This window comes from Metallibacterium sp., assembly GCF_054637675.1.
Map to the genome: position 1 here is coordinate 1 of NZ_JBTSRB010000042.1, position 25937 is coordinate 25937.

The window sequence follows — 25937 nt, forward strand, 5'->3', positions numbered from 1 at the left end:
CGCGCCCGGTGGCTACGGCATAGCGAAACACTTGCCCACAGACTTGATGCTGGCGGTGCGCCAGGTCCACGGCGCCGCGCGCTTCGATCCGGCGCAGCACGGCCAGAATGTCCGGGGCGTTCACGCTACTGATGGCCTGCGCGCCGATGTAGGGGAACACGTTGGCTTCAAGGCGCCGCATCAGGTGTTCGGCATAGCTCGGCGTCCACCTGGCTTTGTGCTTCGCATACCACTCGCGCGCGATGGCCTCGAAGGTATCTGCACTGCCCGCTTTGCCGGCCTTGCGCTGCGTGCTTGGATCGATGCCGTCCGCAAGCAGGGTGCGCGCTTCATCGCGGCGGTCGCGGGCTTTGCGCAAGGACACGTCAGGAAACATTCCCAGGGCCAGCGTGTTGCGCTTGCAGGTGCCGGGGCGGCGGTAGTTGAAACGGAACAGGCGTGCGCCGGTGGGCTGCACCAGCAGATACATGCCGTGCTCATCGGTGAGTTTGTACGGCTTGGCGTTGGCGACTGCTGAAGGTGTCAGCATGGCCTTGCACCTCGTCTGTTGATCGTGTCGGCCGTGGCAGGCGACACCGCCAGCGCTGGCCAGTGCCGCACACGATACCGCCAGACTTGGCACAAAATAAGGGAAATCCTGGATGCCTTCGGGGAAGTGAAGGCAAGAAAAAGCCCGCTGGAATGCGGGCTTCATGGTATTTCCGGGATGATCTAGTAAGCTGAAATGGCGGAGCGGACGGGACTCGAACCCGCGACCTCCGGCGTGACAGGCCAGCATTCTAACCAGCTGAACTACCGCTCCGCGAAACAGCCAACGCGACCAACACAACTGCACAACGACCAGCAACCAGTACCGCCGCATCGTTGCCGAATTGGCGTCCCCACGGGGATTCGAACCCCGGTCGCCACCGTGAAAGGGTGATGTCCTAGGCCTCTAGACGATGGGGACAGCGGAGTTGGTGGAGCCAGACGGGATCGAACCGTCGACCTCTACAATGCCATTGTAGCGCTCTCCCAGCTGAGCTATGGCCCCACACTGGAACACGAAATGGTACGGAGGCCATCGCGAGGCGTCAACAATTTTCGCATCGGATCATGCAGCGCGCGCGCTGCGCGCGTGCGCAGACGATGTGGCCAGGAATTCTGCCGCGCTGCGTGCCCGCGCAGCAGACTGCTTTCAGCAACGAGCAGCCGCAGCGCATGAATCGCGGCTGCACCAATGCTTGCACATGCCATGGACACGGTTTGCCAAGGACTTGCGGTAGCCTCACAATGTACGCTCGCCTCGGTGCCACAGCGGCCTGAGGTCTTGCCATCCACCGAGGAAATCCGAATGTCCAAGATTCTGCGCCCCGCGCTGCTCGCGGCGGCACTGACGGCTACGCTGGGTGTCAGCCTGGCCCATGCAGCTCCGGCCCTGACCACCGAGAAGGCCAAGAACAGCTATCTCGTCGGCATGGATCTGGCCAGTGGCATCCCGCCGCTGGTGCGTCAGGAACTCGATCCAGCCATCGTCGCAGACGCTCTGCGTACCGTGCTTTCCGGCCAGAAGCCGGCGATGACCGAGGCTGAAGCCAAGACCGTGCGCGAAGCCTTCATGAAGAAGCTGCAGGCCAAGGCCGAGGTCGCGCGTGCCCAGGAAAGCAAGACCAACGAAATCCAGGGCGCCGCGTTCCTCGCCAAGAACAAGACCGCGCCCGGCGTGAAGACCTTGCCTGACGGCTTGCAGTACGAAGTGATCAAGATGGGCACCGGTCCCAAGCCCACCGCCAGCGACACGGTGCAGATCAACTACACCGGCACCTTCATCAATGGGAAGAAGTTCGACGCTTCGGCCGATCACGGCGGTCCGGCCTCGATCCCGCTGGCCAACGTGATTCCGGGCTTTCGCGAGGGCCTGACCATGTTCCCGGTGGGCAGCCACTTCAAGCTGTTCATACCGGCCAACCTGGCTTACGGCGCCAACCCGCCCGGCCCGATGCCGCCCAACGCCACGCTGATCTTCGACATCGAAACGCTGAAGATCATGCCGCCGCAGGCTGCCGATCAGGCACCGGCGGCTCCGGGTGGCAACAAGTAATCCGGCTGTTGTCATCGTTGTGATGATGGGGCGCGCCAGTCGCGCCCCGTCGTTTTTCCTGCAGTTCATTGCCACACGCCGCGCCATGCGCAGCGGCTAGAATCCCGGCTTCCTCGACGCGAGCCCGAACATGCGCATCACCCTTTTCGGCACCGGCTATGTTGGCCTGGTCACAGGCGCCTGTCTGGCCGAGATGGGCAATCATGTCTTGTGCGTGGATATCGACGCCGACAAGATCGCCGCGCTGAAGCAGGGCGTGTTGCCGATCTTCGAGCCGAGTCTGGCGCCGATGGTGCAGCGCAATCACGCCGCGGGCCTGCTGGATTTCACCACCGATGCCGGCGCTGGCGTCGTGCACGGCGAGGCACTGTTCATTGCCGTCGGCACGCCACCGGATGAGGACGGCAGCGCCGACCTGCGCCACGTGCTGGCGGTGGCAGCAAGCATCGGCCGGCATCTTGACGATTACGCCGTGGTGGTGAACAAATCCACGGTGCCGGTCGGTACCGCCGAGCGCGTGCGCGCGCGCATCGCCGAGGCGCTGGCCGCGCGCGGCGCGAAGGTGCCGTTCGATGTCGTCTCCAACCCGGAATTCCTCAAGGAAGGCGATGCGGTCAACGACTGCATGCGCCCCGACCGCATCATCATCGGCAGCGACAGCGCGCGCGCATTGGCGCTGCTCAAGCACCTGTACGCGCCGTTCAACCGCAACCACGAGCGCATCGTGGCCATGGACACGCGTTCGGCCGAGCTGACCAAGTACGCCGCCAACGCCATGCTGGCGACCAAGATCAGCTTCATGAACGAAATCGCCAACCTCGCTGAGCGCGTTGGCGCCGACGTGGAACTGGTGCGTCAGGGCATCGGTGCCGATCCACGCATCGGCTATCACTTCATTTATCCCGGCGCCGGCTATGGCGGCTCGTGTTTTCCCAAGGACGTGCAGGCGCTGGTGCACACCGCCGAGGCGCACGGTTATACGCCGCGCGTGCTGCAAGCCGTGGAAGCGGTGAATCAGGCGCAGAAGCGGCACCTGTTCGCACTGATCCAGCGCCACTTCGGCGGTGATCTACGTGGCAAGACCATCGCTCTGTGGGGGCTTGCGTTCAAGCCCGACACCGACGACATGCGCGAGGCTCCCAGCCGCACGCTGATGGAGGCGCTGTGGGCGGCCGGCGCGCGCGTGCGCGCGTGCGATCCGGAGGCGCATCGCGAAACCCTGCGCCTCTACGGCGCGCGCGCCGATCTGACGCTGTGCGCGCAGCCCTACGAAGCCCTGCAAGGCGCCGATGCGCTGGTGCTGGTGACTGAGTGGAAGGTGTTTCGCAGCCCCGATCTCGCGCGCATTCGCGCGGCGCTGTCCACGCCGGTGCTGTTCGATGGCCGCAATCTGTACGACCCCGCCGCGGTCGAGGCCGCGGGCCTGGCCTATTACGGCATCGGCCGCGGTCGCTCGCTGGATTCCCACGCATGAGCACGCCCCGATGAGTACGCTCGAGAATCGCCTGACCGAGCTGGAGATCCGGCTGAGTTTTCTCGACGAAGCGTTGCACGGTCTGCTCGCCACCGACGCCGAGCGCGCCATGCGTCTTGACCGCATGGAGCGCATCGTCACCGAGTTGCGCATGGAACTGGCCGGCGTGCGCACCGCGCTGGCGCCAGATGTGCGCAGCGAGCCACCGCCGCCGCATTACTGATGGGGCCACGGCGCGCATGCACGCGCCACGAACAGCACCGCAAGCGAGTGGGACATGGTCGATTCCCTGCGTGATCAACTGCTGAAAGCGGGTTTGAAGCCCAGCCCGAAACCGCCCGCGCCGGCGCGCAGCGAGCGCGCGGGGCAAGACGCGTCGCGTGCGGGTGCGGGTGTGGGCAAGCACGATACATCCGGCAAGCCCGGTGCTGGTGCGTCGGGCGACCGCGCACCTGCGCGCGCCGCGCAGCGCGGACGCGGCACAGCGCGCACGCAAGCAGCCGGCAAACCGGCGCCGCGCAGCGTGGACGCGAGCCAGGAAGAAATCGATCTGGCGCGCGCCTATGCCTTGCGCCACGCGCAGGAGCAGCGCGAGAAAGCCGCCGCCGAGCGCGCCGCCGCCGAGCGTGCGCGGGCGCGCAAGGAGCAGCGCGAAAAGGCGCAGGCGCTGGTGCAGGGCAAGACGCTCAATCGCGCCGAGGCCGAGCTGCTGCGCCACTTCGAGTACGGCGGCAAGATTCGCCGCGTGCACGTGGACGCCGAGCAGTTGCGCGCGCTCAACGCCGGCGAACTGGGTGTGATCCAGCTCGACGGGCGCTATTGGCTGGTCGAGCGTGCGCTGGCCGAGTCGGTGCGTGAAGTCGCGCCGCAGCACGTGGCGCTGCTGCCCGATCCGGGCGCGGGCGACGATGCGGATGAGTTTGGCGCCGTGCCCGATCCGGCTTGAGTGGAACCGGCCAGAATCGGGCAGGCAGTTGCGCCGATGCCTCAGCGAACGATGCCCACGCCCAAGCCAAAGCTGAAGTGCGGCTTGTCGCTGCGCAACTCGGCCGCAGTCCACACATGCGCGGCATCCACGCGCACCAGCGGGAAGGCATAGGACGCATCGCCGACACTGCCCACGCGCACGCCCTCGACATGACCGGTGAGCGTGACCAGCGCGCCGGCTGGATAGTTCAGCGGCTCGACATAGCCTTTCATGATGGCGATGAAGCGCCCGCCCGCGGGGCTGTTGGGCAGCGGTCGCTGCGAGCTGTCCAGCGGGTAGCCGAGGATTTGCACCTCGGTGGTGTCGGGCATGTTCTGCACCGCCACCACTTGCCCGCCCCAGATCACTGCGTGCCCGATATAGCGTTCAGGCGCCTGTGCCACGGTCTCCGGCGGCACGTTGGCGATATTCGAACTGGGCTTGAAGATCGGTGCCGGCGCGCAGGCTGCAAGCAACAGGGCGGCGGACAGGGACAGCAGCGTCAGTGGCAACAATCGTGGCAGGCGGCGCATGGAAGTTCCCCGTGAATTGGTGATCACAGCATAGCGACAGCCGTGCGCGGCAGCGCGAGCACTGCGGCAATCATTCACGCTTCAGCCATTGCAGGCGCGAATCGCCCTGACCGTCCTCGCCCAGCAGCCGCGCCAGCACCGGCAAGGCCGCGGACAGCGCCTGATCCAGCTTCCATGGCGGATTGAGCAAGGCCACGCCGCATCCGTTCATGCGCAGCGGCGAGTTTTCCGCGCGCACCGCCAGTTCGGCCACCAGCACCTGTTGCGCCGCGCAGGTGCGCAGCCAGCGCAGGAACGGCTCGCGCGTGCGCGCCAGCTTGATCGGATACCACACCGCGCAAGTCGCCTGCGGCCAGCGCGTCAGCGCCTGCTCAAGGCCACGGCGGATGCTGCGAAACTCGTCCTCCTGCGCCTCGTAGGGCGGATCGATCAGCACCAGGCCGCGCTTTTCCGGTGGCGGCAGCAGCGCGGCCAGAGCCTCGTAGCCATCGCGTTGATGCACGTGCATGCGCGCGTCGCCGGCGAACTGGCTGCGCAGCGTGGCGGCTTCCTCGGGCAGCAGCTCGCACAGCATCGCGCGATCCTGCGTGCGCAGCGCGTACTGCGCCAGCCACGGCGAGCCGGGATAGCGCGTCAGCGGCGTGCCCGCGTCGCAGGCGCGCACGGCCTCGACATAACGGCGCAGCAGCGGCGGCAGATCATCGGCATCGAGCACGCGCGCGATGCCGCCGCGGAACTCGCCGGTCTTGCGCGCGGCCTCGGAATCCAGCGCGTACACGCCACTGCCGGCGTGCGTGTCGAGATAGGCGCATGGTGCTGGCTTGAGCTTCAGCGCATCGAGCACGCCGAGCACGACCGCGTGCTTGAGGACATCGGCAAAATTGCCGGCATGAAAACGGTGGCGGTAGTTCATCACAAGGCTCGACAGGCGGCGCGGGCAGTGTACGTGGCGCAGAGTGCGCGGGTGCCAACCCCGGAGCGCCTTCAGGGTTGCGCTGATATTACGGAGAAATTACGCTGCGGCTCATGCATCTTTCCACCGCCCCGTTCCGTCGTCTGCTCGCGCTGGCCCTGCTGGCGTGGTCGGGTATGGTGTTCGCGCTGCCGCTGCCCGCCATGCAGACTGCGCCGGGGATGACGATGGCGATGACGCATGCCGCGCCGATGCTGCATGCCGGTCCGCCGATGACCGCGCACTGCGCTGATGCATCCGCGGCCGGGCACGATTGCTGCGGTCACGTGCAACATACCTGCAGCGGTGGACGCTGCTGCGGTTGCGCCAGCGTGTGTGGTGCCGCGGTCCTGCCGGTTGCTGCGCTGTCGATGCAGACGCCGCGTGCCGGGCGCGAGTCCCCGCGGTTACGCGCGCTCGCCCTGGTCCCCGCGATTACCGCCCCGCCGCTGCGGCCGCCGGCCGTTTGAACGCGCTGCGTCGCTCCGCGCGACGCCCCTGCTGCACCTGTTGATGCCGCGCCGTGCAGTGCGCGGCCTGTCCTCGCGTTCCGGAGTCGCCATGTCCCGCATTCTTGTTCCGCTCAATTGTCCCACCGTGTCCGATCCGGCCCGCCGCCGCTTCGTGCAGGGGCTCGCGCTGGGCGGCGCCGCGCTCGGCGTCGGCCTGCTGCCGCGCTTCGTGCTGGCCGCACCGGCTGCGCCGGCCGCCACGGCATATCCCGCCGTGCTCAGCGGCACCGAGTTCAACCTGACCATCGGCGCCATACCGGTCAACTTCACCGGCCGCGCGCGCAGCGCGATCGTGGTCAACCGCCAACTGCCGGCGCCGATCCTGCGCTGGCGCGAGGGCGACACCGTCACCCTGCGCGTGCGCAACACCCTGTCGGTGACCAGCTCGATCCACTGGCACGGCATCCTGCTGCCGTTCCGCATGGACGGCGTGCCGGGCTTGAGTTTTCCCGGCATCGCGCCGGGCGAGACGTTCACCTACCGCTTCCCGGTGCGCCAGACCGGCACCTACTGGTACCACTCGCATTCGGGCTTCCAGGAACAGCAGGGCCTGTACGGACCGATCGTGGTCGAGGCGCGCGACGGCGCCGCGATTCGCGCCGATCGCGATTACGTGCTGATGCTCAGCGACTGGACCGACCAGAATCCCGACACCATCCTCGCCACGCTCAAGCGCCAGAGCGACTACTACAACTTCCACCAGCCGACCGCGCTCGATTTCATGCGCGACGTCGAGCGCATGGGCATCCGCGCGGCACTGGCCAAGCGGCGCATGTGGAACCGGATGCGCATGAACCCGACCGACCTCGGCGACGTATCGGCCTACACCTATACCTATCTGCTCAACGGCACTGCGCCGGCCGGCAACTGGACCGCGTTGTTCAAGCCCGGCGAGCGCGTGCGCCTGCGCGTCATCAACGGCTCGGCCATGACCTATTTCGACCTGCGCATTCCGGGGCTGAAGATGACCGTGGTCAGCGCCGACGGCCAGGACGTCGAGCCGGTCACGGTGGACGAGTTCCGCATCGGCGTCGCCGAGACCTACGATGTGATCGTCGAGCCGGGCGACGCCGCCTACACGATCTTCGCCGAATCGATGGATCGCAGCGGCTACGCGCGCGGCACGCTGGCGCCGCGCGCCGGCATGCAGGCGCCGGTTCCGCCGCTCGATCCGGTGCCGTGGCTGAGCATGACCGACATGATGGGGGCGATGGGCGGCGTGGACCACGGCGGCATGGCCGGCATGCCGGGCATGGACATGGGCAAGAGCGATCACGCCGCGATGGCCGGCATGGGCAAGGGCGGCGCGGCTTCGGGCTGGGTCTGCCGCACCGGTCCCAGCGTGGACATGTGCGTGACCGATCCGCGCAGCAACCTCGACGATCCCGGCATCGGCCTGCGCGACAACGGCCGCCGCGTGCTCACCTATGCCGACCTGCACACGATCGGCGGGCCGCTCGATCCGCGCGAACCGGAGCGCACGCTGACCCTGCACCTCACCGGCAACATGCAGCGCTACGTGTGGGGCTTCGACGGCGTGAAGTTCTCCGACGCCAAGCCGATCGTGTTCCGCTACGGCGAGCGCCTGCGCATCACCCTGATCAACGACACCATGATGACCCACCCGATCCATCTGCACGGCATGTGGAGCGAGGTCGAGGCGCCGGACGGCGGCTTCCAGGTGCGCAAGCACACCGTCAGCGTGCAGCCGGCGCAGCAGATCAGTTACCTGGTCAGCGCCGACGCGCTGGGGCGCTGGGCCTACCACTGCCACCTGCTCTATCACATGGAAGCGGGCATGTTCCGCGAAGTGGTGACGGCATGAGTGCGCGGATGATCACTCGTCGCCGCACACACTTCATCTTGCTGTGGATGCTGCGCGCAACCGCGCTGGCGGCGCCGGTGTTCGCGCAGCAGGCACCCGCATCCTCCGCGTCGACAGCGATGCCGGAGATGGACATGGGCTCGATGCCGGGCATGGACATGTTGCACGCACAGCACGTCAACAAGACCAGCAAGCCGGCGACTCCGGCGCGTGCGACCTCGGCGCAACCGGCCGCCGCTTCGTCCTCGATGGGCGGCATGTCCGGCATGGACATGGGCGCGATACCCGGGATGGATAGGAGCAGCACGTCAGGCATGCCCGGGATGAAGACGTCGCACGGTCAGCACAGTGCGCCAGCCGCATCCTCCACCTCGACGCCTGCGGCGCCGGTGCTGCCACCCGGTCCGGCCGACCCCGCGGCCTATCTGGCGAAGCTCGAAGCGATGCCCATGACCGGCATGGACATGGCCGATAACCCGAGGTTCGGCAAGCTGTTGATCAACCAGCTCGAGGCGACCCGCGCCAACGGCGCCAGCGGCCAGGCCTGGGACGCCTACGCTTGGTATGGCACCGACTTCAACAAGCTCGCGATCCGCACCGAAGGCGATCGCGCCGGCGGCCGCGTCGAGGCGGGCGACATCGAGGCGCTGTGGAGCCATGCGATCGCCGCGCTCTGGGACACCGAACTGGGTGTGCGCCACGATTTCGGCATCGGCCCGGACCGCGACTGGGCGGCGTTCGGCGTGCAGGGCATTGCCCCGTACTGGTTCGACATCGAGGCCACCGGCTACGTCGGTGCAGGCGGGCGCACCGCGGCGCGCTTCAAGGCCGAGTACGAACTGCTGTTCACCCAGCGCCTAATCCTGCAGCCGGAGTTCGAGGCCAACCTCTACGGCCGCCGCGACCCGGCGCGCGGGCTGGGCAGCGGACTGTCCGATGCCAGCCTGGGCCTGCGCCTGCGCTACGAGATCCGCCGCGAGTTTGCACCGTATATCGGCGTGGTCTGGCAGCGCGTGTTCGGCGGTACCGCGGGCTTTCGCCGTGCGGAAAACAAATCCGTGTTCGACCGGCAGATCGTCGCCGGCGTGCGCGTCTGGTTCTGAGGAGGAGACATGAAAAATACCTTGATCGCCCTGCTGGGCGTGGCGCTGGCGGCGGTGCTCGGCGTCTTCGCCTGGATGTGGCTGGGCATGTACAACATGGGCGCCGACAGCCCGCACTGGAAGATGACGCTGTCGATGCTGTCGATGATGCGCGAGCGCTCGATCGAAAAACACGCGGCGTCGATCACGGTGCCGAACGACATCAACGATCCCGCGATCATCCTCAAGGGCGCCGGCCAGTACGCGGCGATGTGTGCCGGCTGCCATCTGGCGCCGGGCATGGCCGATTCGGAGATCCGGCCCGGCCTGTATCCGCAGCCGCCGGATCTCGGCAAGGTGCGTGTCGATCCGCGCCAGGCGTTCTGGGTGATCAAGCACGGCATCAAGATGAGCGCGATGCCGGCGTGGGGCTTCAGCCACGACGACGCCACCATCTGGAGCATGGTCGCCTTCCTGCAGAAGCTGCCGGGCATGACGCCGGCCGAGTACCGGGCCATCGTCGCCAAGGCGCCGCCCGACGAGGACATGGGGCCGATGGATTCCGGCGCGATGATGGAGAGCCACGCCCACGCGGATGCCGGCCCCAGAACCGACGTCGAGGGGTAGAACTGCGACACGTGACGCGCTGGGCAGGAATGCCCCAACTGCCAGCGGGAAGTTTCCCGACATCCTGCTGGATCACTGCAAGTACTGCTTCATCCAGTCCACCCAGCGCCGGTAGACGTCGGTGGTCTGCACGATGTCCGCGGGGAAATGGGTGTCCACCGGATAGGCATAGAAGCGCACGGTGACGCCGTTGTCGCGCAGCGCGTGATACCACTCGTAGCTGTTGACCAGCGGCACGTTGCCATCGCCGACATCGCCCATGATCAGCGTCGGCGCCTTGACGTTCTGCGCATAGGCGATCGGCGATTGCGCGCGCCAGATGTCGCGGTACTTGGCCACCCAGGGTGAACCGCCGAAAAAGTACGTATCGCCGGTCTGATAGTAGGCGATGGTGTAGTCCATGACCCAGTCGGTGAGCGCGGCGCCGGCCACCGCGGCCTTCCACACGTCGTAGTGGCCGGTGAGCCAGGCGGTCATGTAGCCGCCGTAGCTCCAGCCGCTGACGCCGATGCGGTTCGTATCCACGATGCCCAGCTTTTCCACCGCCGCCAGGCCCGCCATCACGTCCTGGCCCGGGCCCTCGCCGGTGTCGCGGAAGATGGCGTGCTGGTAGGCATCGCCCAGGTTGGTGCTGCCGCGGTAGTTGGGCTCGAACACCAGAAAGCCCGCGGCCGACAGCAACTGCGTCAACGGCGAGAACACCACCGTGCTGGCACCCTCCGGCCCGCCGTGGATCACCAGCACCAGCGGATAGCGCCGGCCCGCCGCGTAGTGCACCGGATACACCAGCACGCCGTCCTCGTGGAAGCCATCCGGGCCGTCCCAGGCGATGCTTTGCGTACGGCCCAGCAGGCGCTGATCCACGAAGGCGTTGAGGTCGGTCAGGCGACGCGGTGGCGCGCCGGCGTGGCGCAGCACGTACAGCTCGTCGGGATGCGTGGGCGTGCTGCCGATGAAGGCGATGGCGCCGTCACGCGCCACGCTGGGCTGGTCCTCGACGTTGACTTCGCCCAGGTCCAGCACGCGCGCCTGGCCGTGCAGCGGCTGCAGCCACAGCACCGAGCGCGTGCCCAGCTCGCCGCTCAGCAGCAGGCTGTGGCCATCCGGCATCCAGGCGTAGGTATCGATGTTGCGCGCGAGATCCGCGGTGACGTCGCGATCGTGGCCGGCCTCGCCCACGTAGACCGCGTTGCCGTTGTTCTCGTCACCATTGCGCGGACGCAGGTAGGCATAGCGCGCGGAACTGCCCGGCGCGTACTGCACCGCCATCGCGCCCTGTTGGTCAGACAACATGTGCGGCCCACCGCCGGTGGTGTCGACCACATCGACGACGGAATGGAACGATGGCCCCCAGTATGGCCCGGGATAACGAATGAAGGCGATCTGCTTGCCGTCCGCGCTCCACGCCGGATACGGCGTGCCTTGCCGGTCGGTCTGCAGGCTGTAGCGGCCTTCGGTCAGGCGCGTGGCCTTGCCGCCGCTGCTGGCCACCACCCACAGGTGCCAGGGCGCCAATGCGTTGCGCAGCTCGAAGTTGCCGTCGGTCACCTCAAAGGCGCTGTCATGATGCGCCAGCGCCTTGGCGTTGGCGGGAGCATCCTCGGTGATGAAGGCGATGCGTGTGTCGTGCGGACTCCAGGCAAAGCCGGCCACGCCGCGCGGCGCTTGCGTGATCTGTCGCGGATCGCCACCGTCCATGGGCATCACGAACACCTGCGGCTTGGGCTTGGCGTCCTTGCCTGCAGCCGCCTCATCCGCCGCGCCGCCGCCTGCCTTCGCCGCGACCGGCGCTGCGGCTTCGGCGAGGAAAGCCAGCCGCGTGCCGTCATGCGACCACTGCAGCGCAGCGATGCCCTTGCGGTGCCAAGTCAGCACCCGCGCCTTGCCGCTGGCCACGTCGACCAGCTCGATACGCGGCTCGTTTTTGTCGGTCTTCCAGTCGGCATGAGTGACGATCAGCGCGATATGCCTGCCGTCCGGTGCGATCTGCGGCTGGCTCAGGCGCACCAGATCGCGCACGTCGGTGAGCTGGAATGGCACCTTGGACGCCGCCTCGGCCGTGTGCGCCACCGCGCATGCGACCAGCGCCAGACCGAGCAACAACACTGCGCTTCGCCAAGATTTCATGCGCGGATCCCCTGTGGAAAGGCCGCAGTGTATGTTGCCATCGGTCCCGCCGGACAAGCCCGGCAGGCCGACGGTGTCCGCCGGTGCGCGGCTTGAGCGCGTGCCCACCCCATCCGAAGCAATGTCTTGGGGCCGTTGCGAAACCAGCCTGGCGGTACACGACAAGCTGTTGACAGCGGCAGGTTCGGCGCCTTGCGGAATACCCTCAGGGTGCCACCACCTGCGCGCTCCACGGCGCCAGCGTGCCGGTCAGACAGGTGTTGCTGCCACACGCGTGGAGACTCAACGATGACGTGCCGCCGAGCAGACTGCTCAACGCGCCGACCGGCATCCCGGGTACCACCAGGCCACTGCCGGCGTTGGGCAATTGGGTGAGATCCACGCTCACGCCGGTGGCGTTGATGGCCACTAACACGCCGCCAGTGCCACTGCCGCGCAGGTAGACGTAAACGTTGGGGTCGCTGCTGCTCGGCACGAACAGGGGCGTGTAGGCGCCAGTGGCCAACGCCACCTGTTGCGTGCGCACGTGCGCCAGCGTCTGCAGCCAGGTGTAGTAGCCCTGCACACCGGCGGCCTGCCGCTGCGCGGCGGTGAATAGCGTCATCGGCTGACGGATGTTGTCGCTGGGCATGCCGTTGGCGACCGCCTGGTAGGGATCCCAGGTGCCGGTCATGCCGGCCTCGTCGCCGTAATCGATCATCGGGATGCCGGGCAGGGTGAAGCTCAACACCTCGGCGATCTGCCAGTGCGCCAGCACATCGCTACCCGTCACGCCGCTGTTGGTCAGCATGCTGGTGAAGCGTGGCACATCCTGGTCATCGATGAAATTCACCATCAGGTACGGCTGTGCGTCGTTGGCCAGATTCTGCCGTACCGCGTAGTTCACGGCCGCCAGGTTGGTGTAGCCGTAGTAGGGCGGCTGGTTCGACACCAGCCCGGACTGCGTGATGGCGTAGTAGAGCGGATAGTTCTCTGCACCGTCGAAGCCAACGGAAGGCTGAGTGAAGCCGCCTACGAAATCGGGGGCGCCGTCGAAGATTTCGGCGATGGCGTAGGGTGCGAGGTTCTGCGACTTCAAGTAGGCAAAGTACTGCGCCCAGAAGCTCTCAGGGACATACATGGCCGCATCGAGGCGAATGGCGTCCAGTCCGTAGGTGGTGAGCCAGCCGGCAGTAGCCTGGTCCAGCATGGTCTGCACATTGGTGTTGTCGGAGTTGAAGTCCGGCAACCCGTCGAGTGGGCAGTCGATCATGCCGTTGTAGGTACCGGCATAGGGCTCGCACTGGCCGGTGACGGGATCGGCGTGATGGAACCAAAAGGTTTGCAGCGCCTGCGCGCTGTTGTCGAGCGTCAACTGACCGCTGACGATGGCGTTGCTCTCCTGCACGTAAGGCGGATCGCCATAGCCGGCATCATTGACGATCTGCCCCAGCATGATCGCCAGATAGTTGTTGTGCGCCGTCTGCACCAGCGTCTGCAGGTCGGCAATGCTGCCGAAGTGGGGATCGGGTGCATCGAAGTTCCACGGCCAGTAGCCGTGGTAGGGGAATTGCTGCCACCCATTGGGGTTGTTGCTGGCAGGGCCGGGCTGCGGCGCGCCCTGCAGGTAAGGCGGCGTCATCCAGATGGCGGTAGCACCCAGTTGCGTGAAGTAGCCCGTATCGATCCGGTCGGTCACGCCTTGGAAATCACCGCCGTACCAGCCCATCGGGTTTTGCGGCTGTGCGGCCTGGTCATCGCCGGGACCGCCGTTGTCATTGGCGGTGTTGCCGTTGTCGAAACGGTCGGTCATCAGGAAGTAGATCACCTGCGCCGGCCAGTTGACGCCAGGCAGCACCGCCACGCCGTAGTCGGCGGCGACGGTGACTTGCGCGCTGGCCGTGGCCGGTGGGGTGCCGGCGGCACCATTCGCGGTGAGCGTGAAGATGTAGGTGACGGCCGTAGCGCCAGTGTCGCCTGGCAACGTCACGCTGAGGTTGGTTACCGTGGTCGCGCCACCGGGCAGGCCGATGACGCCAGTGGAGGGTTGTACGCTCAACGCATAATTGCTGGTGTTGTTGGTCTGCCAGATCAGCGTCACCGCACCGCCGGAGGCGTTGAGCGCCATGGGCGCCGCGCTGAAGCTGGCGATGCTGGCCGCCGGGGGTGTGGGCGGAGGGGGTGAAGGAGGTGTTGCGCCGCCTCCGCCTCCGCCACAGGCCGTCAGCATCGACAGTGTTAATGCCAAACCTGCAATTCGCAGCCACATTGCACGGCGATTCACTGCACAGTCCCATCTCCCGCACTCGTTCCAAGTCTAGACAAACGCAGCGTGCTGGATGTGGCTTCGCGAAGCCCGACAAGCATGAATACGTATGCGCGGGCGTGCATTTATCCTGCTTGTTGCCGCGCGACCGAAGATGGCCAAGCGCGCGCGAAGCCTGCGACCGTGTGCTTGCGGCACAATCGCTCGACCGCGATGGCGGGACCCCGGCCGCAGTTGATCAGTCGCAGCCGCGCAAAGCCGCCTCGATGTGTTCAATTCTTGACGCCCGCGGTATGCGGTGCGGGCTGGTCCGCGTGTCTCCGGCATCCGACAGGTTCGCGCCGCGGACCGCTTCGATCTCTCGTTCACGGTCGCAGAACCCCTGTCTCGACCTGATGCCGGCACCTTGATACCGGCACAGGCGTTGCCAAGATCGGGGCGCCAAGCTTGCCGACAGACCAATCCCGGTGCGTGTATGACTTGATCTTCGCTGATCAAGTATTCAAACTAATGATTGATTACTTGATCGGATGTTGGCATGGCCTCGATTTATCTTGATTACAACGCCACCACCCCGGTCGCGCCGGAAGTGGTGGCGGCCATGCTGCCGTTCCTGCAGGAGCATTTCGGCAATCCGTCCTCGGATCACGCCTACGCGGACGCGCCGCGGCGCGCCATAGCCGCGGCGCGCGGGGAGGTCGCCCGCCTGATTGGCGCGCGGCCGGACGAGATCGTGTTCACCAGCAGCGCCACCGAGGCGAACAACCTGGCCATCCTCGGCGTGGCGCGGGCATTGGAACCTGCGCGTCGCCATGCCGTGATCTCGGCCATCGAGCATCCGGCAGTGCATGAACCCGCGCGGCGGCTGGAAAAGCTGGGTTGGACGCTGAGTATCGTGACGGTGGACGGCTACGGCCGCGCCGCGCCCGCAGACGTCGCCGCCGCCCTGCGGCCCGACACGGCGCTGGTTTCGATCATGCACGCCAACAACGAAGTCGGCACCCTGCAGCCGGTCGCCGAAATCGCCGCCCTGGCGCACCGCCGCGGAGCGTTGATGCACACCGATGCCGCGCAGTCCGCAGGCAAGGTAGAACTGGATGTCGAGGCGCTGGGCATCGACCTGTTGACGCTCGCCGGCCACAAGTTCCATGCCCCCAAGGGCGTGGGCGCGCTGTACGTGCGCGCCGGCACGCCGATTTCCACCGTACTCGCCGGGGCTGGCCAGGAGCAAGGTCTGCGCCCCGGCACCGAGGCCGTCGCGCAGATCGTCGCCCTGGGCGCCGCCGCGCGTCTGGCGTGCGCGCGCCTTCCGCAGGCGTCCATCCGGATGCGCGCGCTGCGCGACCGGCTGCACGCGCGACTGCTGCAGGAGATCCCGGAACTCGCACTCAACGGCCATCCCGAACAGCGCCTGCCCAATACTCTCAATGTCTCCTTTCCCGGCGTATCCGGCGCCCTGCTGCTGCAGCGGGTGTCAGATCGGGTCGCCGCCTCCACCGGTTCCGCCTGCCACGCCCACGACGCTGCTCCCAGCGGCGTACTGGGGGCGATGGACCTGTCCCCACAACGCGCGGCCGGCGCCGTGCGCCTGTCCGTCGGGCACGGCACCCGCGAGGACGACATCGACGCGGCCGCCGCGGCGCTGATCGCGGCATGGCGCGCATCGACGGTTGCGGAGCACGGCTGATGGACAACCGCGCGTTCAAGGATCAGATCTACGAACAGTTCGGGCGCCTGGGCAAGTCCCTGGCAAGCCCCAAGCGCCTGGAAATGCTCGATGTGCTCTGCCAGGGGCCGCGCACGGTGGAGTCGCTCGCCGCAGCCACCGGCCAGACCCTCGCCAATGCCTCGCAACACCTCAAAGCGCTGCGCACGGCGCGCCTGGTGGAGGCGGAAAAACAAGGCCTGTACGTCACTTACCGGCTGGCCGGCCCGGAGGTCGGCGAGTTCTTCCTGGCCTTCCGCCGCCTGGCCGAGTCGCGACTCGCCGAGATCGAACGCATCACGCGGCTGTATCTCGGCTCGCGCAACATGCTCGAAGGCGTCGACCAGGCCACACTGCTCGAACGCGTCCGCAGCGGCGCGGCGCTGGTGCTCGACGTGCGTCCCGCTCAGGAATACCGCAGCGCGCACATCCCAGGCGCGCTGTCCGTGCCGCTGGCCGAGCTGGAGCAACGGCTCGCCAGGCTGCCGCGCCGCAGGCAGATCGTCGCCTATTGCCGCGGCCCGTATTGCGTGATGTCGGTCGAGGCGGTGGAAATCCTGCGCCGCCACGGCCACAAGGCAGCGCGGCTCGAAATCGGCGTGCCCGACTGGCGGGCGCTGGGGCTGCCGCTGGAATCGCAACCGTGAATTCCATTTCATCAACGCAAGGGAGACTCCCATGAAATATCTGTTCGTGCTCAACGATGCACCCTACGGCAGCGAGCGCAGCTACAACGCCCTGCGACTCGCCCGGCAGATGCTCAAGACCGGCGGCGAGGAGGTGAAGCTGTTCCTGATCGGCGATGCGGTGGCCTGTGCCAAGGCCGGACAGAGGGTGGCGCCGGGCTACTACAACATCGGCGACATGCTGGGCATGATCGTCCGCCACGGCGGCGAAGTCGGCGTCTGCGGCACCTGCATCGACGCCCGCGGCATCGCCGCCACGGAGCTGATCGAAGGCGCGCCGCGCAGCACGATGGAGCAGCTCGCCGCGTGGACACAGTGGGCTGACAAGACGCTGGTGTTCTGATGGATACCGCCAAGACTGTCGTCGTCCTCGGAGGGGGTGTAGGGGGCCTCGTCGCCGCCAGCGCGCTGCGCAAGCACCTTCCACGTGCCCATCGCGTCGTGCTCGTCGATCGGGAGCGCGAGCACCTCTACGCGCCATCGCTGCTGTGGCTGATGGTGGGGCTGCGCGAAGCTGCATCCATCCAGCGTCCGCTCGCCCGGCTGCAGCGCAAGGGCATCCAGGTGCGACTCGGCGAGGTGGAGAAGATCGATCCCGAAACCCGCCGCGTCACGGTATCCGGCGAGATCCTCGATGCGGACTACCTGGTCGTCGCGCTCGGCGCCGAGCTGGCGGCGGAAGCCGTGCCGGGTCTGCGCGAGGCGGGGCACAATTTCTACACGCTTGCGGGTGCTGAAGGCCTGCGCGCCGCGCTCGGCTCGCTGCGGCGGGGGCGCATCATCGTGCTCACGGCGGCGCCCGCGTACAAATGCCCGGCAGCGCCTTACGAGGCGGCGCTGCTCATCGATGCGTTCTATCGCAAGCGTGGCCTGCGCGATGCGGTCGCCATCGAGGTCTTCGCCGCAGAACCCGGGCCGATGGCTGTTGCGGGTCCGGAGACCTCCGCGGCAGTGAAACAGCTCCTCGCAGCGAAGGGCATCGCGTACCACCCCGAACATCAGGTGACGTCGGTCGACGCGGCCGCAAGGCGAATCGTCTTTGCGAACGGCGCGAATACGGAATTCGATCTCCTGGCGTACGTGCCACCGCACCGCGCACCGCGCGTGGTCCGCGAGAGCGCCCTCGCCGGCGAGACCGGGTGGATTGCGGTGGACCGGCACACGCTGGAAACCCGCTTCCCCCGGGTTTTCGCGATCGGCGATGTCGTCTCGATTCCGCTGCAGCTCGGCAAACCGCTGCCGAAGGCCGGCGTCTTCGCGCATGCCGAAGCGGAGGTCGTCGCGAAGAACATCGCCGCACTCATCCTTGGCCGGGACGCATCCGAACGATTCGATGGCCACGGCGCGTGCTTCATCGAAAACGGCAACGGGCAGGCCGGTTACGGTGGCGGCGATTTTTATGCGGAACCCAGGCCCATCGTGAAGTTCCGCGCACCGGCCCGGCGCTGGCACCTCGCCAAGGTGCTGCTGGAAAAGTCCTGGCTACACCTCAAGGTATAAAAGCATGAATGGCATGGGAATGAGCGGGATGGGCGCTCTGTGGCCACTCTTCGTCCTGTTCTGGATTCTGCTGATCGCCGGCGTGGTCGTGGTCATCGGCTGGTTGCTTCGTGGCAAAACCGATTCGCCGCTGGAAATCCTGCGGCGTCGCTATGCCCGGGGGGAGATCGACCAGGAAACCTACACGCGCATGCGCCGGGAACTCCGGGAAGACGACCGGTGAATCGGCGCGGTCCCTTGATCGCGGGCTTGGTGTTGATCGCGGTCGGCCTTGTCGGCGTCGTCGGTCTATATCCGGTCCTCAGGCCCGGGGGAACAGGCGGGATGATGAGCCGCGGGGGGATGATGATGGGGAGGGACGGGATGATGGGCCGCGGCGGGATGAAACGCATGATGCAAGACATGATGGGCAACATGCTGCCGCTCGGCATCAACCCCGCCGCGCTGCCGCAGCCCCATTCGGAAGGGGTCAGGCTGATGCAGCACTACTGTACCCAGTGCCATGGCCTGCCGGGGCCGGGGCTGCATACGGCCGCGGGGTGGCCCGCGGTCGTGGCGCGCATGGCCGCGCGCGAACGCATGATGAGCGACCAGGACATGATGGGCATCCAGGCCCCGTCCGCAAAGGAGCAGGCGACGCTGCTTGCGTATTTGCAGAAACACGCCCAGATACCTCTGAACAAGGCAACCGCCAAAGGACTGGATACGCCCGCGGGCAGGGCTTTCAGCGCAACCTGTTCCCAATGTCATGCCCTTCCCGATCCTGTGCAGCACACCGCCGCGGAGTGGCCCGCGGTCGTGCTACGCATGCGACGCAACATGGTGGCCATGGGCAAACCCGTGCCGTCACAGTCGACACTGGATGCCATCGGAACGTACCTGCAGAAATACGCCAAGCAACCTGGCAAGGGTGGCTCCTGAGAGGGTCGTCGACGTGGAAGCCAGAATTCCTCGTCCCGCTCGGCATCAGCCAGAACGCGCTCGCGCGCTGCCGCCGTACCACCCCGCCGCATCAACGAGATCGTGCTCGGCAAGCGTGACATCAGCGCGGATACCGCACTGCGCCTCACCGCGGCGTTGGGCACCAGTGAGCGCTTCTGGCTCGGCTTGCAGGCGGACTATGATCTGGAAGAGGCGCGGCGCGCCCTTGGCGATGACGTCAAGCGGATCGAGCGGATCGCAGTGTTGGAGCACGAGACCCAAGAGCTCGTGCCATGAAGATCAGGTTTCCATGACACGGACACGCTGTATATCGAGTTCCGTGCTGGCAGCGTCAACGAGACGCGTGATTTCGATGAGAACACCTTGCTTGATCTTGATGACGGGGCCAAGTCGTGGCGCTTACCTTGGAGCATGCCAGTGAGCGCGCTCACGTGCCGCAATTTTCGTACGAGCAAATTGCGGTGTGACTGCAGGCTGCTCGGCGCATGAAAGATTGTTCTGAAAACTCCTTTGTTTGCAGTACGCGTCGCCGAAGCAGGTCAGCCATGGTTCTTGTAAGAGGTGGTAGGCGAGTCGGCTGGAACGCCTTGTCAGGGCTCAGCATAAGCCTCCAACCCGCAATGCTCGCATTTGCGACCGCGGATATTGGCGCCCAACGGGTGTTTGACAGTGAAGTAGTGGCCGCAGCGTGGGCAGGGGAAAGTCCTGATGCGGATGTACGCGACAACGAGCGCTAGAACGAGCACGACAAATATGGTGAATGGCAGGACGCGATCCAGTGTCGTGCCGTAAGTGATGAAGCCGGCCACGAAGGTTGCGGGCAGGGTGAAGATCAACGCGAAAGTTGCAGTGCGGGTCCAAAATCTGAGCCGCTTGAGCTGCTTGGAATAGTCACTCATGTGGCCGACTATACGTGGCTTCAGGATCAGGTGGATCGCGGCCGCTGCTCAGCCTCGGCGGCTGGTACGACGGAAAATTTCTTCGCCACGAATCCCAAGCGGCATCGCGCATGGTCGCCAGTGCTGCCGATCGTTTCCGCGCTGGACGATGTGCTGCGGAACACCGGCAAGGTCGAGTCGGGGCTGGCGGGGCATGACGCTCGCGACGTGGAATGGGGTGTTCAAGCGTGCTGCCTCGAAGGGCAAGTGTCTGTCGGGAAATCCTGCAAGCGCGTGGCAGAAACCGCACTCTGAAAACTCGTGTTTCGCGTGTGCATGACAGAAACCGTACCCCGGTTTCCCGCCCGCCTGCAGGCGGACTATGATCTGGAAGAGACGCGCCGCATTTCGATCCCATTTCGATTTAGCACTTGAAGGAGCAACGCGATGCAGAACCTGACCATTGAGACGCTGCCGGTCGTGCCCCATGTCGTGTTCGGCATTTTTGACCTGGCGATACCGGACCTGATCTTCTGGGTTGCTGTCATCGTCGTTTTCTCCGCGGGTTGCTGGGCGCGCATGCCGAACTTCATGACTCATGGTGATGGCGCCACTCCGGAGGACCGGAGTGCGGGCGCATGAACATCGACGAGAAGCTTCAAGGGTGGCTGAAATCGCACCTGACTCTCGAGGACGCGTTGCCGACGAAGATGCCGATCTACGTGAACTCGATGGCGTACTTCTTCGGGACGATCACCCTGTCGGCGCTGATGGTCGTCATCGGGAGTGGAATCATCATCGCCGTCTTCGGTCCCGGCTGGTGGCACGTATCGCCGGTGGGCCACTTTTTCAACTCCGTCCACTTCTGGGGAGTGGAGGTTTTCTACTTCGGTCTGGTGCTGCACATGCTCGCGAAGTTCTTCAAGGCTGCCTGGCGTGACGGCCGGTGGCGCACCTGGGTAATGGGCCTGATGACTTTTGCCGTGACGATCTTTTCCGGGATCACGGGGACGCTGCTGCAGGAGAACTGGGACGCCCAATGGAACGCCGTTCAGGGCAAGGATCCGATGAACGCCCTCGGTCTAGCCGGGATAAACACCATGGATCCCGGCCAACTTCTTACACTGCACGTTGTCCTGTTCCCATTTCTTGTCGTCCTCTTCGCGGCGATCCACATCGGTATCGTGCGCAGCGAAAGCCCGGTGCGCCCCATCGAGCGCGGCAGCAAGGATGGGGCGCGATGAGCAAGCGATCGGAGGCGTATCTGCGCGGCGTGCCGATGAAGCACTACGACATGGTCCGCGAGGGGCTCATCGTGATGGGCGTCGTGACACTCGTGATCGTGCTGCTCGCCGCCTTTCTCGGAACACCCGACTACCCGACGGTCACGGGAAAAGAGGTTGCGACCAAGCAGCCCCTGCTCTTTCTCGATCGGTCACTCTCCTACTTTTCCGGGCAAAGCGGCCTTCAAACCTATGGCCCGCCCTACACGAAGGACTACCAGAACGCGCAGGAGGTCTTCGGATTCATCTCGCCGGCGCGCTGGATCGGCGTCGTGAATCCGGTCAACGCCCAGCAGGATCTGGTGATGAAGCCGCTGGCACGCATTGCAGTGCTCGATCCGCAGGTGGCGACGGCCCTGGCGACCTACAAGCAGGCTTCGTTTGATCAGCAGCAGCGCTGGATCAAGAGCTACTCCGGCGCCCTCAAGAAAGCCACCGACGACAACGGAAAGGTGATCCTCCCACCGGGCGACTACGGTCCCGTCGCGACCCTGATGAACGGGATGCTTGATCTTGCGCGTGCCGGGCTGCTTGAAGGGGCGCTCGACAGCAGTTCTTTCCTGCCCTACGACCTCAACAACACGAAGTCGCTCCTTTTCCTCGAAGGTCCCATCGAGAACAGGGTCGCGCACCACCTCAACGAGCTAGGCAACCAGTGGGGAATGACGAACGAGTCAGGCCCTTATCCGGGGGCATGGTGGCTGTGGCCCTATGCCTTCCTCTATCAGATACCCGGGATCGCGAACTCGCCAAACGCTGATCTCATCGCGGGACTCATCATGGCCGCCGCCTTCCTCTTCCTGATCTTCCTTCCGGTGATACCCGGCCTCAACCGGATCCCCTACCTGATCCCGGTCTACCGGCTAATCTGGCGGGACTGGTACAGGCGGTCGAAGGGTTAATAACCGCGTGACAGGAATTGCACTCTGGCGTGATCCTGGCGCCGCATGAAACACAACGGCGGGTGGTCTGCGGCAAGACGGGCATCGACTCTTCGGCATGACCGGGGAAGAGCATGGGTGTGCCTGTTGACCCGGGCGGCGAAATGGTGACCCCGGTTTCGCTACAGGAATGCCCCGACCAAGGCCCCGACGCCCGCAGTCACGGCCATGGCCAGCGCACCCCAGAACGTCACGCGCATGGCGCCCCGCATCACCTCTGCGCCGCCCACGCGCGCCGCCAGTGCGCCCAAGAGCGCGAGAAAGAGCAGTGAAGCCCCGGAGACGAAGACGATGAGGCTCGCCACCGGTGCCACGGCAGTCACGATGAGCGGCATGGCGGCTCCCACGGCGAAGCTGCCGGCCGACGTGAACGCGGCCTGGATCGGACGGGCCCTGAGCGTCTCGGAAATGCCGAGTTCGTCGCGGGCATGCGCGCCCAGGGCGTCGCGGGCCATGAGTTGCTCGGCGACCTGTTTCGCGAGCGCATGATCGAGGCCGCGACCCACGTAGATCGCCGCCAGCTCCTTGTGCTCGCCCTTGTCGTCCGCTTTGAGTTCCGCGCGCTCATGCTTGAGGTCGGCCTGCTCGGCGTCTGCCTGCGAGTGCACGGAAACGTATTCGCCCGCGGCCATCGACATGGCCCCCGCGACCAGGCCAGAGATCGCCGCGACCAATACGTTGCCGTGAGTCCCGTGCGCAGCGGCCACACCGAGCACCAGACTCGCCGTGGAAACGATACCGTCGTTCGCGCCCAATACCGCCGCGCGCAGCCATCCGCTGTTTTCTGTGCGGTGTTTTTCTCTGTGGCGTACGGGCATTCTTGATGCCTCATCGATGTGGAAGAAAAAACGAGCTGACAAAACCGGCTTTGTGCGCGACGGTCGCGCACCTGTCGTTCCCGGCGTCGCCACCCCGATACACCGCGCTCGCTCTGCTCTGATCCGGATTGACGAGTCGACGATGGTGTCTGAAACCGGATGGATGCGCCTGCCGCGGAGCCAGTAGCTACTTCCCCCATGTCGCGAACATGATGATGGCGGCTGCGGCCATGACGAGCGTGGCGATCCAACCCAGAATCTTCAGCCAGGGCGGAAGAACGAACGTGCCCATGATGCGCCGGTTCGTGCCGAGCAGCATGATCACGACCATGATCGGTGCCGCCGCAACCCCATTGATCACCGCGCTCCAGTAGAGTGCCTTGATCGGGTCAATGGCGGTGAAATTGAGCGCCATTCCAACGATGCTGGCGACGATCAACACCGCATAGAACACCTTGGCCTGATGCGGCTTGCGTTCCAATCCGCTGGGATTGCCGAGTGCGTCAGCAACGCCATACGCCGCGGACCCGGCCAATACGGGCACGGCGAGAAGACCGGTGCCGATGATCCCCGCGGCGAAAACGGTGAAGGCAAATGGACCAGCCAGCGGGCGCAGCGCGGTCGCTGCCTGCGCGGAAGAATTGATGTTGGTGATGCCGTGCGCGTGGAGGACCACGGCGGTCGTGACGATGATGAAAAACGCCACGATTTGCGAGAAGAACATCCCTGAAATCGTATCGACGCCGATGCGCTGCAGCGCGTCCGGACCTTGCCGTGGTTTGCTCTTGAGCGGCTTCCGCTCATTGCTCGTGTCACGTACTTCTTCCACTTCCTGCGCGGCTTGCCAAAAGAAAAGATAAGGGCTGATGGTGGTACCCATGACCGCCACGATGGCGACCGCATACTTGGCATCGAACACAATGCGCGGAAAGAAGACCCCTTTCGCCACCTCGTCCCATGGCACCTTGATTGCGAAAACGGTTGCCACGTAGGCCAGAAGGCTGAGGGTCAGCACCTTGAGGATGGGCGAGTAGTACGAAAAAGGGACGAACACCTGCAGCACCAGCGAAAGCAGCGCGAACGCGGCGGTATACATCAGCGCCGGACCCCCGATCAGCAGTTTGAGGGCGCTCCCCATGGCGCCGATGTCAGCCGCGAGATTGATCACGTTGGCGATCAACAGCGCGAATACCAGGCTATACGCCAACCCATGCGGATAGTGCTTGCGAAGATTGGCGCCGATCCCGGCCCCGGTCACGCGGCCAATGCGCGCGCAGATCGTCTGGATGGCGATCATCAGTGGCAGTGCCAACAGCACGCTCCACAAGGTGGCGTAACCATAGGCCGCGCCCACCTGGGAGTACGTGGCAATGCCACTGGGATCGTCGTCGGCCGCTCCGGTTATCAGTCCGGCGCTCAGTCGTCGCCAGATCGGAGTCTTTTTCTTCACGGCTTTGGGCATGCTTTTCAAGTTCTACCTACTTTGCGGTACTCGGCTGCGGCGGTCGGCATTGGCATCAAGCTGCAGCAGCAGATTCACGAGGCACGTCGATCCGCGAAGGCGCCTGCGGTCAGGATGTGCAATTCGCGGTTCGGTCAGAACTGCCATGCGGCATCAATTGCAAGCGGCAACAGGCATTCCCGAATGCGCTCGCGGCCGCGATCAGGCCGTCCAAATCGAGCGCATGCGCGACCGCGCCGTGTAACTGGATCATGTGCGTGCATCGTCGGCCCTCTTGCCGGTCTTGCAGATGCGCTGCCGCGCACAGGCGCTTGATGATGTGCTCGTCCGGTGGCGTGCTCTGTACGTTGGGGCACCCTGTGTAGCGGTTCCAACCGCCGCTCACTGCGCGCACGACGTGGGCAGGATTGAAGCCCTGCGGGTCGATTCCGCAAGTAATGATTTGTGGTGCAGCGGGTGCGGATAGGCATTGCGACCTGCGATCTGACCGCATCCGCCGGAGCGGATGCGAACTGCGGCGGCTACCGGGCGCGAGCCGCAGGACGCTGTGGGCAGAAATTCCACGGTGGACTGTTCCGCACCCGGTCAGGCCGCCAGCCGTGCTCTGTCCGGATGGATGTTTTGTGTGCACCACCGTACAGAGGCGGTCGGTGCATGCGAGCACGATGCAGGGCACTCCCACACAGGTTCGACGCGATCGCGCTGCACCGTTTGCGATCACGCGTTCCGCGCATCAGGACAACATCATGTACGCCCCATGGGTCACCAGTTCCACAGCACTGCCCGACGAAGGCCAGGCGGTTGAGTTCGTCCTCGATGGTCGCGAAGTGGCGATGGGCGGCGTCTATGTCCAGCGGACTTTCCGATCACGCTGGAGTGGCTACGAGGTGGAGCGCGTACGCACCTGGCGATCCGCCGATTCGGACGACTCGGACCAAAACAGGCGTCAGAGTGCAGTTTCAACCTGACCCCCGTTTTAGATTTCCCGCGGCTATGACCTGTTCGCCCAGCGCCTGCCGCTTGCCAAGCGCCTGGCCCCAATCACCGACCGCCGGCTCGATCTGATTCCCGAACACAGGCTCAGCCGTCACCTGCGCGAAGTCGTGCTGAAAGAGGCCGTAGAATTGTGAGCGAGGCTTGGTAGGTTTACGCGCAACATGTTAGAAGTGGCTCCGCTTGTTTGAACACGATCCTGGGTTGTTTAAGTGGATCGGCTGCGGGTTGAGATGCGTGTTGGCTCTGCTCAGGCGGCCTACGGCAGAGCCGGTGGCCCGAGTGAAGTACACCGCATCCGGGGT

General features: G+C 65.6%; 27 protein-coding genes, 3 tRNA genes and 2 pseudogenes. 21 read left to right on the forward strand and 11 right to left on the reverse strand.

Features of this window, described 5'->3' with window-relative positions; translation table 11 throughout:
- The 4 genes from ACYDAT_RS11875 to ACYDAT_RS11890 form a co-directional block, all read right to left on the reverse strand.
- Positions 1–529 (reverse strand): tyrosine-type recombinase/integrase (locus ACYDAT_RS11875; protein WP_461450314.1); only part of this gene is annotated, 529 nt, incomplete at its 3' end.
- 196 nt (positions 530–725) lie between these two features.
- Positions 726–802 (reverse strand) — tRNA-Asp (locus tag ACYDAT_RS11880).
- Between the two features lie 71 nt (positions 803–873).
- Positions 874–949 (reverse strand) — tRNA-Glu (locus tag ACYDAT_RS11885).
- An 8-nt stretch (positions 950–957) separates the two neighbouring features.
- Positions 958–1033 (reverse strand) — tRNA-Ala (locus tag ACYDAT_RS11890).
- Positions 1034–1333: 300 nt separating this feature from the next.
- Here ACYDAT_RS11890 and ACYDAT_RS11895 point away from each other — a divergent pair.
- The 4 genes from ACYDAT_RS11895 (at position 1334) to ACYDAT_RS11910 (ending at position 4500) form a co-directional block, all read left to right on the forward strand.
- Entirely contained in the window at positions 1334–2080 is a 747-nt protein-coding gene (locus ACYDAT_RS11895) for an FKBP-type peptidyl-prolyl cis-trans isomerase (RefSeq protein WP_461438871.1), read from the forward strand.
- 130 nt (positions 2081–2210) lie between these two features.
- Positions 2211–3554: a UDP-glucose dehydrogenase family protein gene (locus ACYDAT_RS11900; RefSeq protein WP_461450316.1), complete on the forward strand. Its 1344-nt coding sequence runs from the start codon at positions 2211–2213 to the stop codon at positions 3552–3554.
- A 10-nt stretch (positions 3555–3564) separates the two neighbouring features.
- Entirely contained in the window at positions 3565–3777 is a 213-nt protein-coding gene (locus ACYDAT_RS11905) for a SlyX family protein (RefSeq protein ID WP_461438873.1), read from the forward strand.
- 54 nt (positions 3778–3831) lie between these two features.
- Positions 3832–4500 (forward strand): DUF2058 family protein, encoded by a 669-nt coding sequence (locus ACYDAT_RS11910; RefSeq protein ID WP_461450318.1) that lies wholly within the window; start codon positions 3832–3834, stop codon positions 4498–4500.
- 41 nt (positions 4501–4541) lie between these two features.
- On the opposite strand, the gene ACYDAT_RS11915 is transcribed toward ACYDAT_RS11910, so the two are convergent.
- Together ACYDAT_RS11915 and ACYDAT_RS11920 are read right to left on the reverse strand one after the other, a co-directional pair.
- Complete coding sequence (locus ACYDAT_RS11915; protein ID WP_461438875.1) at positions 4542–5054, reverse strand: Slp family lipoprotein; 513 nt, start codon at positions 5052–5054, stop codon at positions 4542–4544.
- Between the two features lie 70 nt (positions 5055–5124).
- Positions 5125–5967, reverse strand: a complete 843-nt coding sequence (locus ACYDAT_RS11920) for a 23S rRNA (adenine(2030)-N(6))-methyltransferase RlmJ (protein WP_461440980.1) — start codon at positions 5965–5967, stop codon at positions 5125–5127.
- Positions 5968–6080: 113 nt separating this feature from the next.
- Here ACYDAT_RS11920 and ACYDAT_RS11925 point away from each other — a divergent pair, with 113 nt between their 5' ends.
- From ACYDAT_RS11925 to ACYDAT_RS11940, 4 genes are all read left to right on the forward strand, one after another.
- A complete protein-coding gene (locus tag ACYDAT_RS11925; RefSeq protein ID WP_461440981.1) occupies positions 6081–6476 on the forward strand; it encodes a hypothetical protein in 396 nt (131 codons plus the stop codon).
- A 91-nt stretch (positions 6477–6567) separates the two neighbouring features.
- Positions 6568–8343 (forward strand): copper resistance system multicopper oxidase, encoded by a 1776-nt coding sequence (locus tag ACYDAT_RS11930; RefSeq protein WP_461450320.1) that lies wholly within the window; start codon positions 6568–6570, stop codon positions 8341–8343.
- Positions 8344–8351: 8 nt separating this feature from the next.
- The gene (locus ACYDAT_RS11935) at positions 8352–9446 is read left to right on the forward strand and encodes a copper resistance protein B (protein ID WP_461450322.1); all 1095 of its coding nucleotides are present in this window, start codon (positions 8352–8354) and stop codon (positions 9444–9446) included.
- A 21-nt stretch (positions 9447–9467) separates the two neighbouring features.
- Positions 9468–10052 carry a c-type cytochrome gene (locus ACYDAT_RS11940; protein WP_461450324.1) on the forward strand — a complete coding sequence of 195 codons (585 nt, stop codon included), beginning with the start codon at positions 9468–9470 and terminating at the stop codon, positions 10050–10052.
- A 72-nt stretch (positions 10053–10124) separates the two neighbouring features.
- Here the strand turns inward: ACYDAT_RS11940 and ACYDAT_RS11945 are convergent, their stop codons facing one another.
- Together ACYDAT_RS11945 and ACYDAT_RS11950 are read right to left on the reverse strand one after the other, a co-directional pair.
- Positions 10125–12179, reverse strand: a complete 2055-nt coding sequence (locus ACYDAT_RS11945) for a S9 family peptidase (RefSeq protein ID WP_461450326.1) — start codon at positions 12177–12179, stop codon at positions 10125–10127.
- Positions 12180–12384: 205 nt separating this feature from the next.
- Positions 12385–14286, reverse strand: a complete 1902-nt coding sequence (locus ACYDAT_RS11950) for an alpha-amylase family glycosyl hydrolase (RefSeq protein ID WP_461450328.1) — start codon at positions 14284–14286, stop codon at positions 12385–12387.
- Between the two features lie 676 nt (positions 14287–14962).
- Between ACYDAT_RS11950 and ACYDAT_RS11955 the strand changes: the two genes are divergently transcribed.
- From ACYDAT_RS11955 to ACYDAT_RS11990, 8 genes and pseudogenes are all read left to right on the forward strand, one after another.
- Positions 14963–16111 carry a cysteine desulfurase family protein gene (locus ACYDAT_RS11955; protein ID WP_461450330.1) on the forward strand — a complete coding sequence of 383 codons (1149 nt, stop codon included), beginning with the start codon at positions 14963–14965 and terminating at the stop codon, positions 16109–16111.
- Positions 16078–16776, forward strand: coding sequence for an ArsR/SmtB family transcription factor (locus ACYDAT_RS11960; protein ID WP_461450332.1), 699 nt, complete (start codon positions 16078–16080; stop codon positions 16774–16776). Before ACYDAT_RS11955 ends, ACYDAT_RS11960 begins: the two co-directional genes overlap by 34 nt.
- A 31-nt stretch (positions 16777–16807) precedes the next feature.
- The gene (locus ACYDAT_RS11965) at positions 16808–17158 is read left to right on the forward strand and encodes a DsrE/DsrF/TusD sulfur relay family protein (RefSeq protein ID WP_461450334.1); all 351 of its coding nucleotides are present in this window, start codon (positions 16808–16810) and stop codon (positions 17156–17158) included.
- Positions 17158–18315, forward strand: coding sequence for an NAD(P)/FAD-dependent oxidoreductase (locus tag ACYDAT_RS11970; RefSeq protein ID WP_461450336.1), 1158 nt, complete (start codon positions 17158–17160; stop codon positions 18313–18315). Before ACYDAT_RS11965 ends, ACYDAT_RS11970 begins: the two co-directional genes overlap by 1 nt.
- A 4-nt stretch (positions 18316–18319) precedes the next feature.
- A complete protein-coding gene (locus tag ACYDAT_RS11975; protein WP_461450338.1) occupies positions 18320–18538 on the forward strand; it encodes an SHOCT domain-containing protein in 219 nt (72 codons plus the stop codon).
- A 14-nt stretch (positions 18539–18552) separates the two neighbouring features.
- Entirely contained in the window at positions 18553–19236 is a 684-nt protein-coding gene (locus ACYDAT_RS11980; protein WP_461450340.1) for a hypothetical protein, read from the forward strand.
- Positions 19233–19533: pseudogene (locus ACYDAT_RS11985) on the forward strand (HigA family addiction module antitoxin). The gene ACYDAT_RS11980 and the pseudogene ACYDAT_RS11985 overlap by 4 nt, the downstream one beginning before the upstream one ends.
- 24 nt (positions 19534–19557) lie before the next feature.
- Positions 19558–19746, forward strand: a pseudogene (locus ACYDAT_RS11990) (DUF2283 domain-containing protein); the annotation flags it as partial.
- Positions 19747–19847: 101 nt separating this feature from the next.
- Here the strand turns inward: ACYDAT_RS11990 and ACYDAT_RS11995 are convergent.
- The gene (locus ACYDAT_RS11995) at positions 19848–20156 is read right to left on the reverse strand and encodes a hypothetical protein (protein ID WP_461440401.1); all 309 of its coding nucleotides are present in this window, start codon (positions 20154–20156) and stop codon (positions 19848–19850) included.
- Here ACYDAT_RS11995 and ACYDAT_RS12000 point away from each other — a divergent pair, their 5' ends adjacent.
- The 4 genes from ACYDAT_RS12000 to ACYDAT_RS12015 all read left to right on the forward strand — a co-directional run bounded on the left by ACYDAT_RS12000 (position 20157) and on the right by ACYDAT_RS12015 (position 22320).
- Positions 20157–20450 (forward strand): hypothetical protein, encoded by a 294-nt coding sequence (locus ACYDAT_RS12000; RefSeq protein ID WP_461450342.1) that lies wholly within the window; start codon positions 20157–20159, stop codon positions 20448–20450. It abuts the gene before it with no gap.
- Positions 20451–20582: 132 nt separating this feature from the next.
- Entirely contained in the window at positions 20583–20777 is a 195-nt protein-coding gene (locus tag ACYDAT_RS12005) for a hypothetical protein (protein WP_461440399.1), read from the forward strand.
- Entirely contained in the window at positions 20774–21379 is a 606-nt protein-coding gene (locus ACYDAT_RS12010; protein WP_461440398.1) for a cytochrome b N-terminal domain-containing protein, read from the forward strand. The genes ACYDAT_RS12005 and ACYDAT_RS12010 overlap by 4 nt, the downstream gene beginning before the upstream one ends.
- On the forward strand, positions 21376–22320 hold the full coding sequence (locus ACYDAT_RS12015; RefSeq protein ID WP_461440397.1) for a hypothetical protein: 945 nt from the start codon (positions 21376–21378) through the stop codon (positions 22318–22320). Before ACYDAT_RS12010 ends, ACYDAT_RS12015 begins: the two co-directional genes overlap by 4 nt.
- Before the next feature lie 161 nt (positions 22321–22481).
- Here ACYDAT_RS12015 and ACYDAT_RS12020 read toward each other — a convergent pair whose 3' ends face one another.
- Together ACYDAT_RS12020 and ACYDAT_RS12025 are read right to left on the reverse strand one after the other, a co-directional pair.
- A complete protein-coding gene (locus ACYDAT_RS12020) occupies positions 22482–23177 on the reverse strand; it encodes a VIT1/CCC1 transporter family protein (RefSeq protein ID WP_461450344.1) in 696 nt (231 codons plus the stop codon).
- A gap of 187 nt (positions 23178–23364) precedes the next feature.
- Positions 23365–24639, reverse strand: a complete 1275-nt coding sequence (locus tag ACYDAT_RS12025; RefSeq protein WP_461450346.1) for an NRAMP family divalent metal transporter — start codon at positions 24637–24639, stop codon at positions 23365–23367.
- A gap of 665 nt (positions 24640–25304) precedes the next feature.
- Between ACYDAT_RS12025 and ACYDAT_RS12030 the strand changes: the two genes are divergently transcribed.
- On the forward strand, positions 25305–25607 hold the full coding sequence (locus ACYDAT_RS12030) for a hypothetical protein (protein WP_461450348.1): 303 nt from the start codon (positions 25305–25307) through the stop codon (positions 25605–25607).
- Positions 25608–25937: the final 330 nt, after the last annotated feature.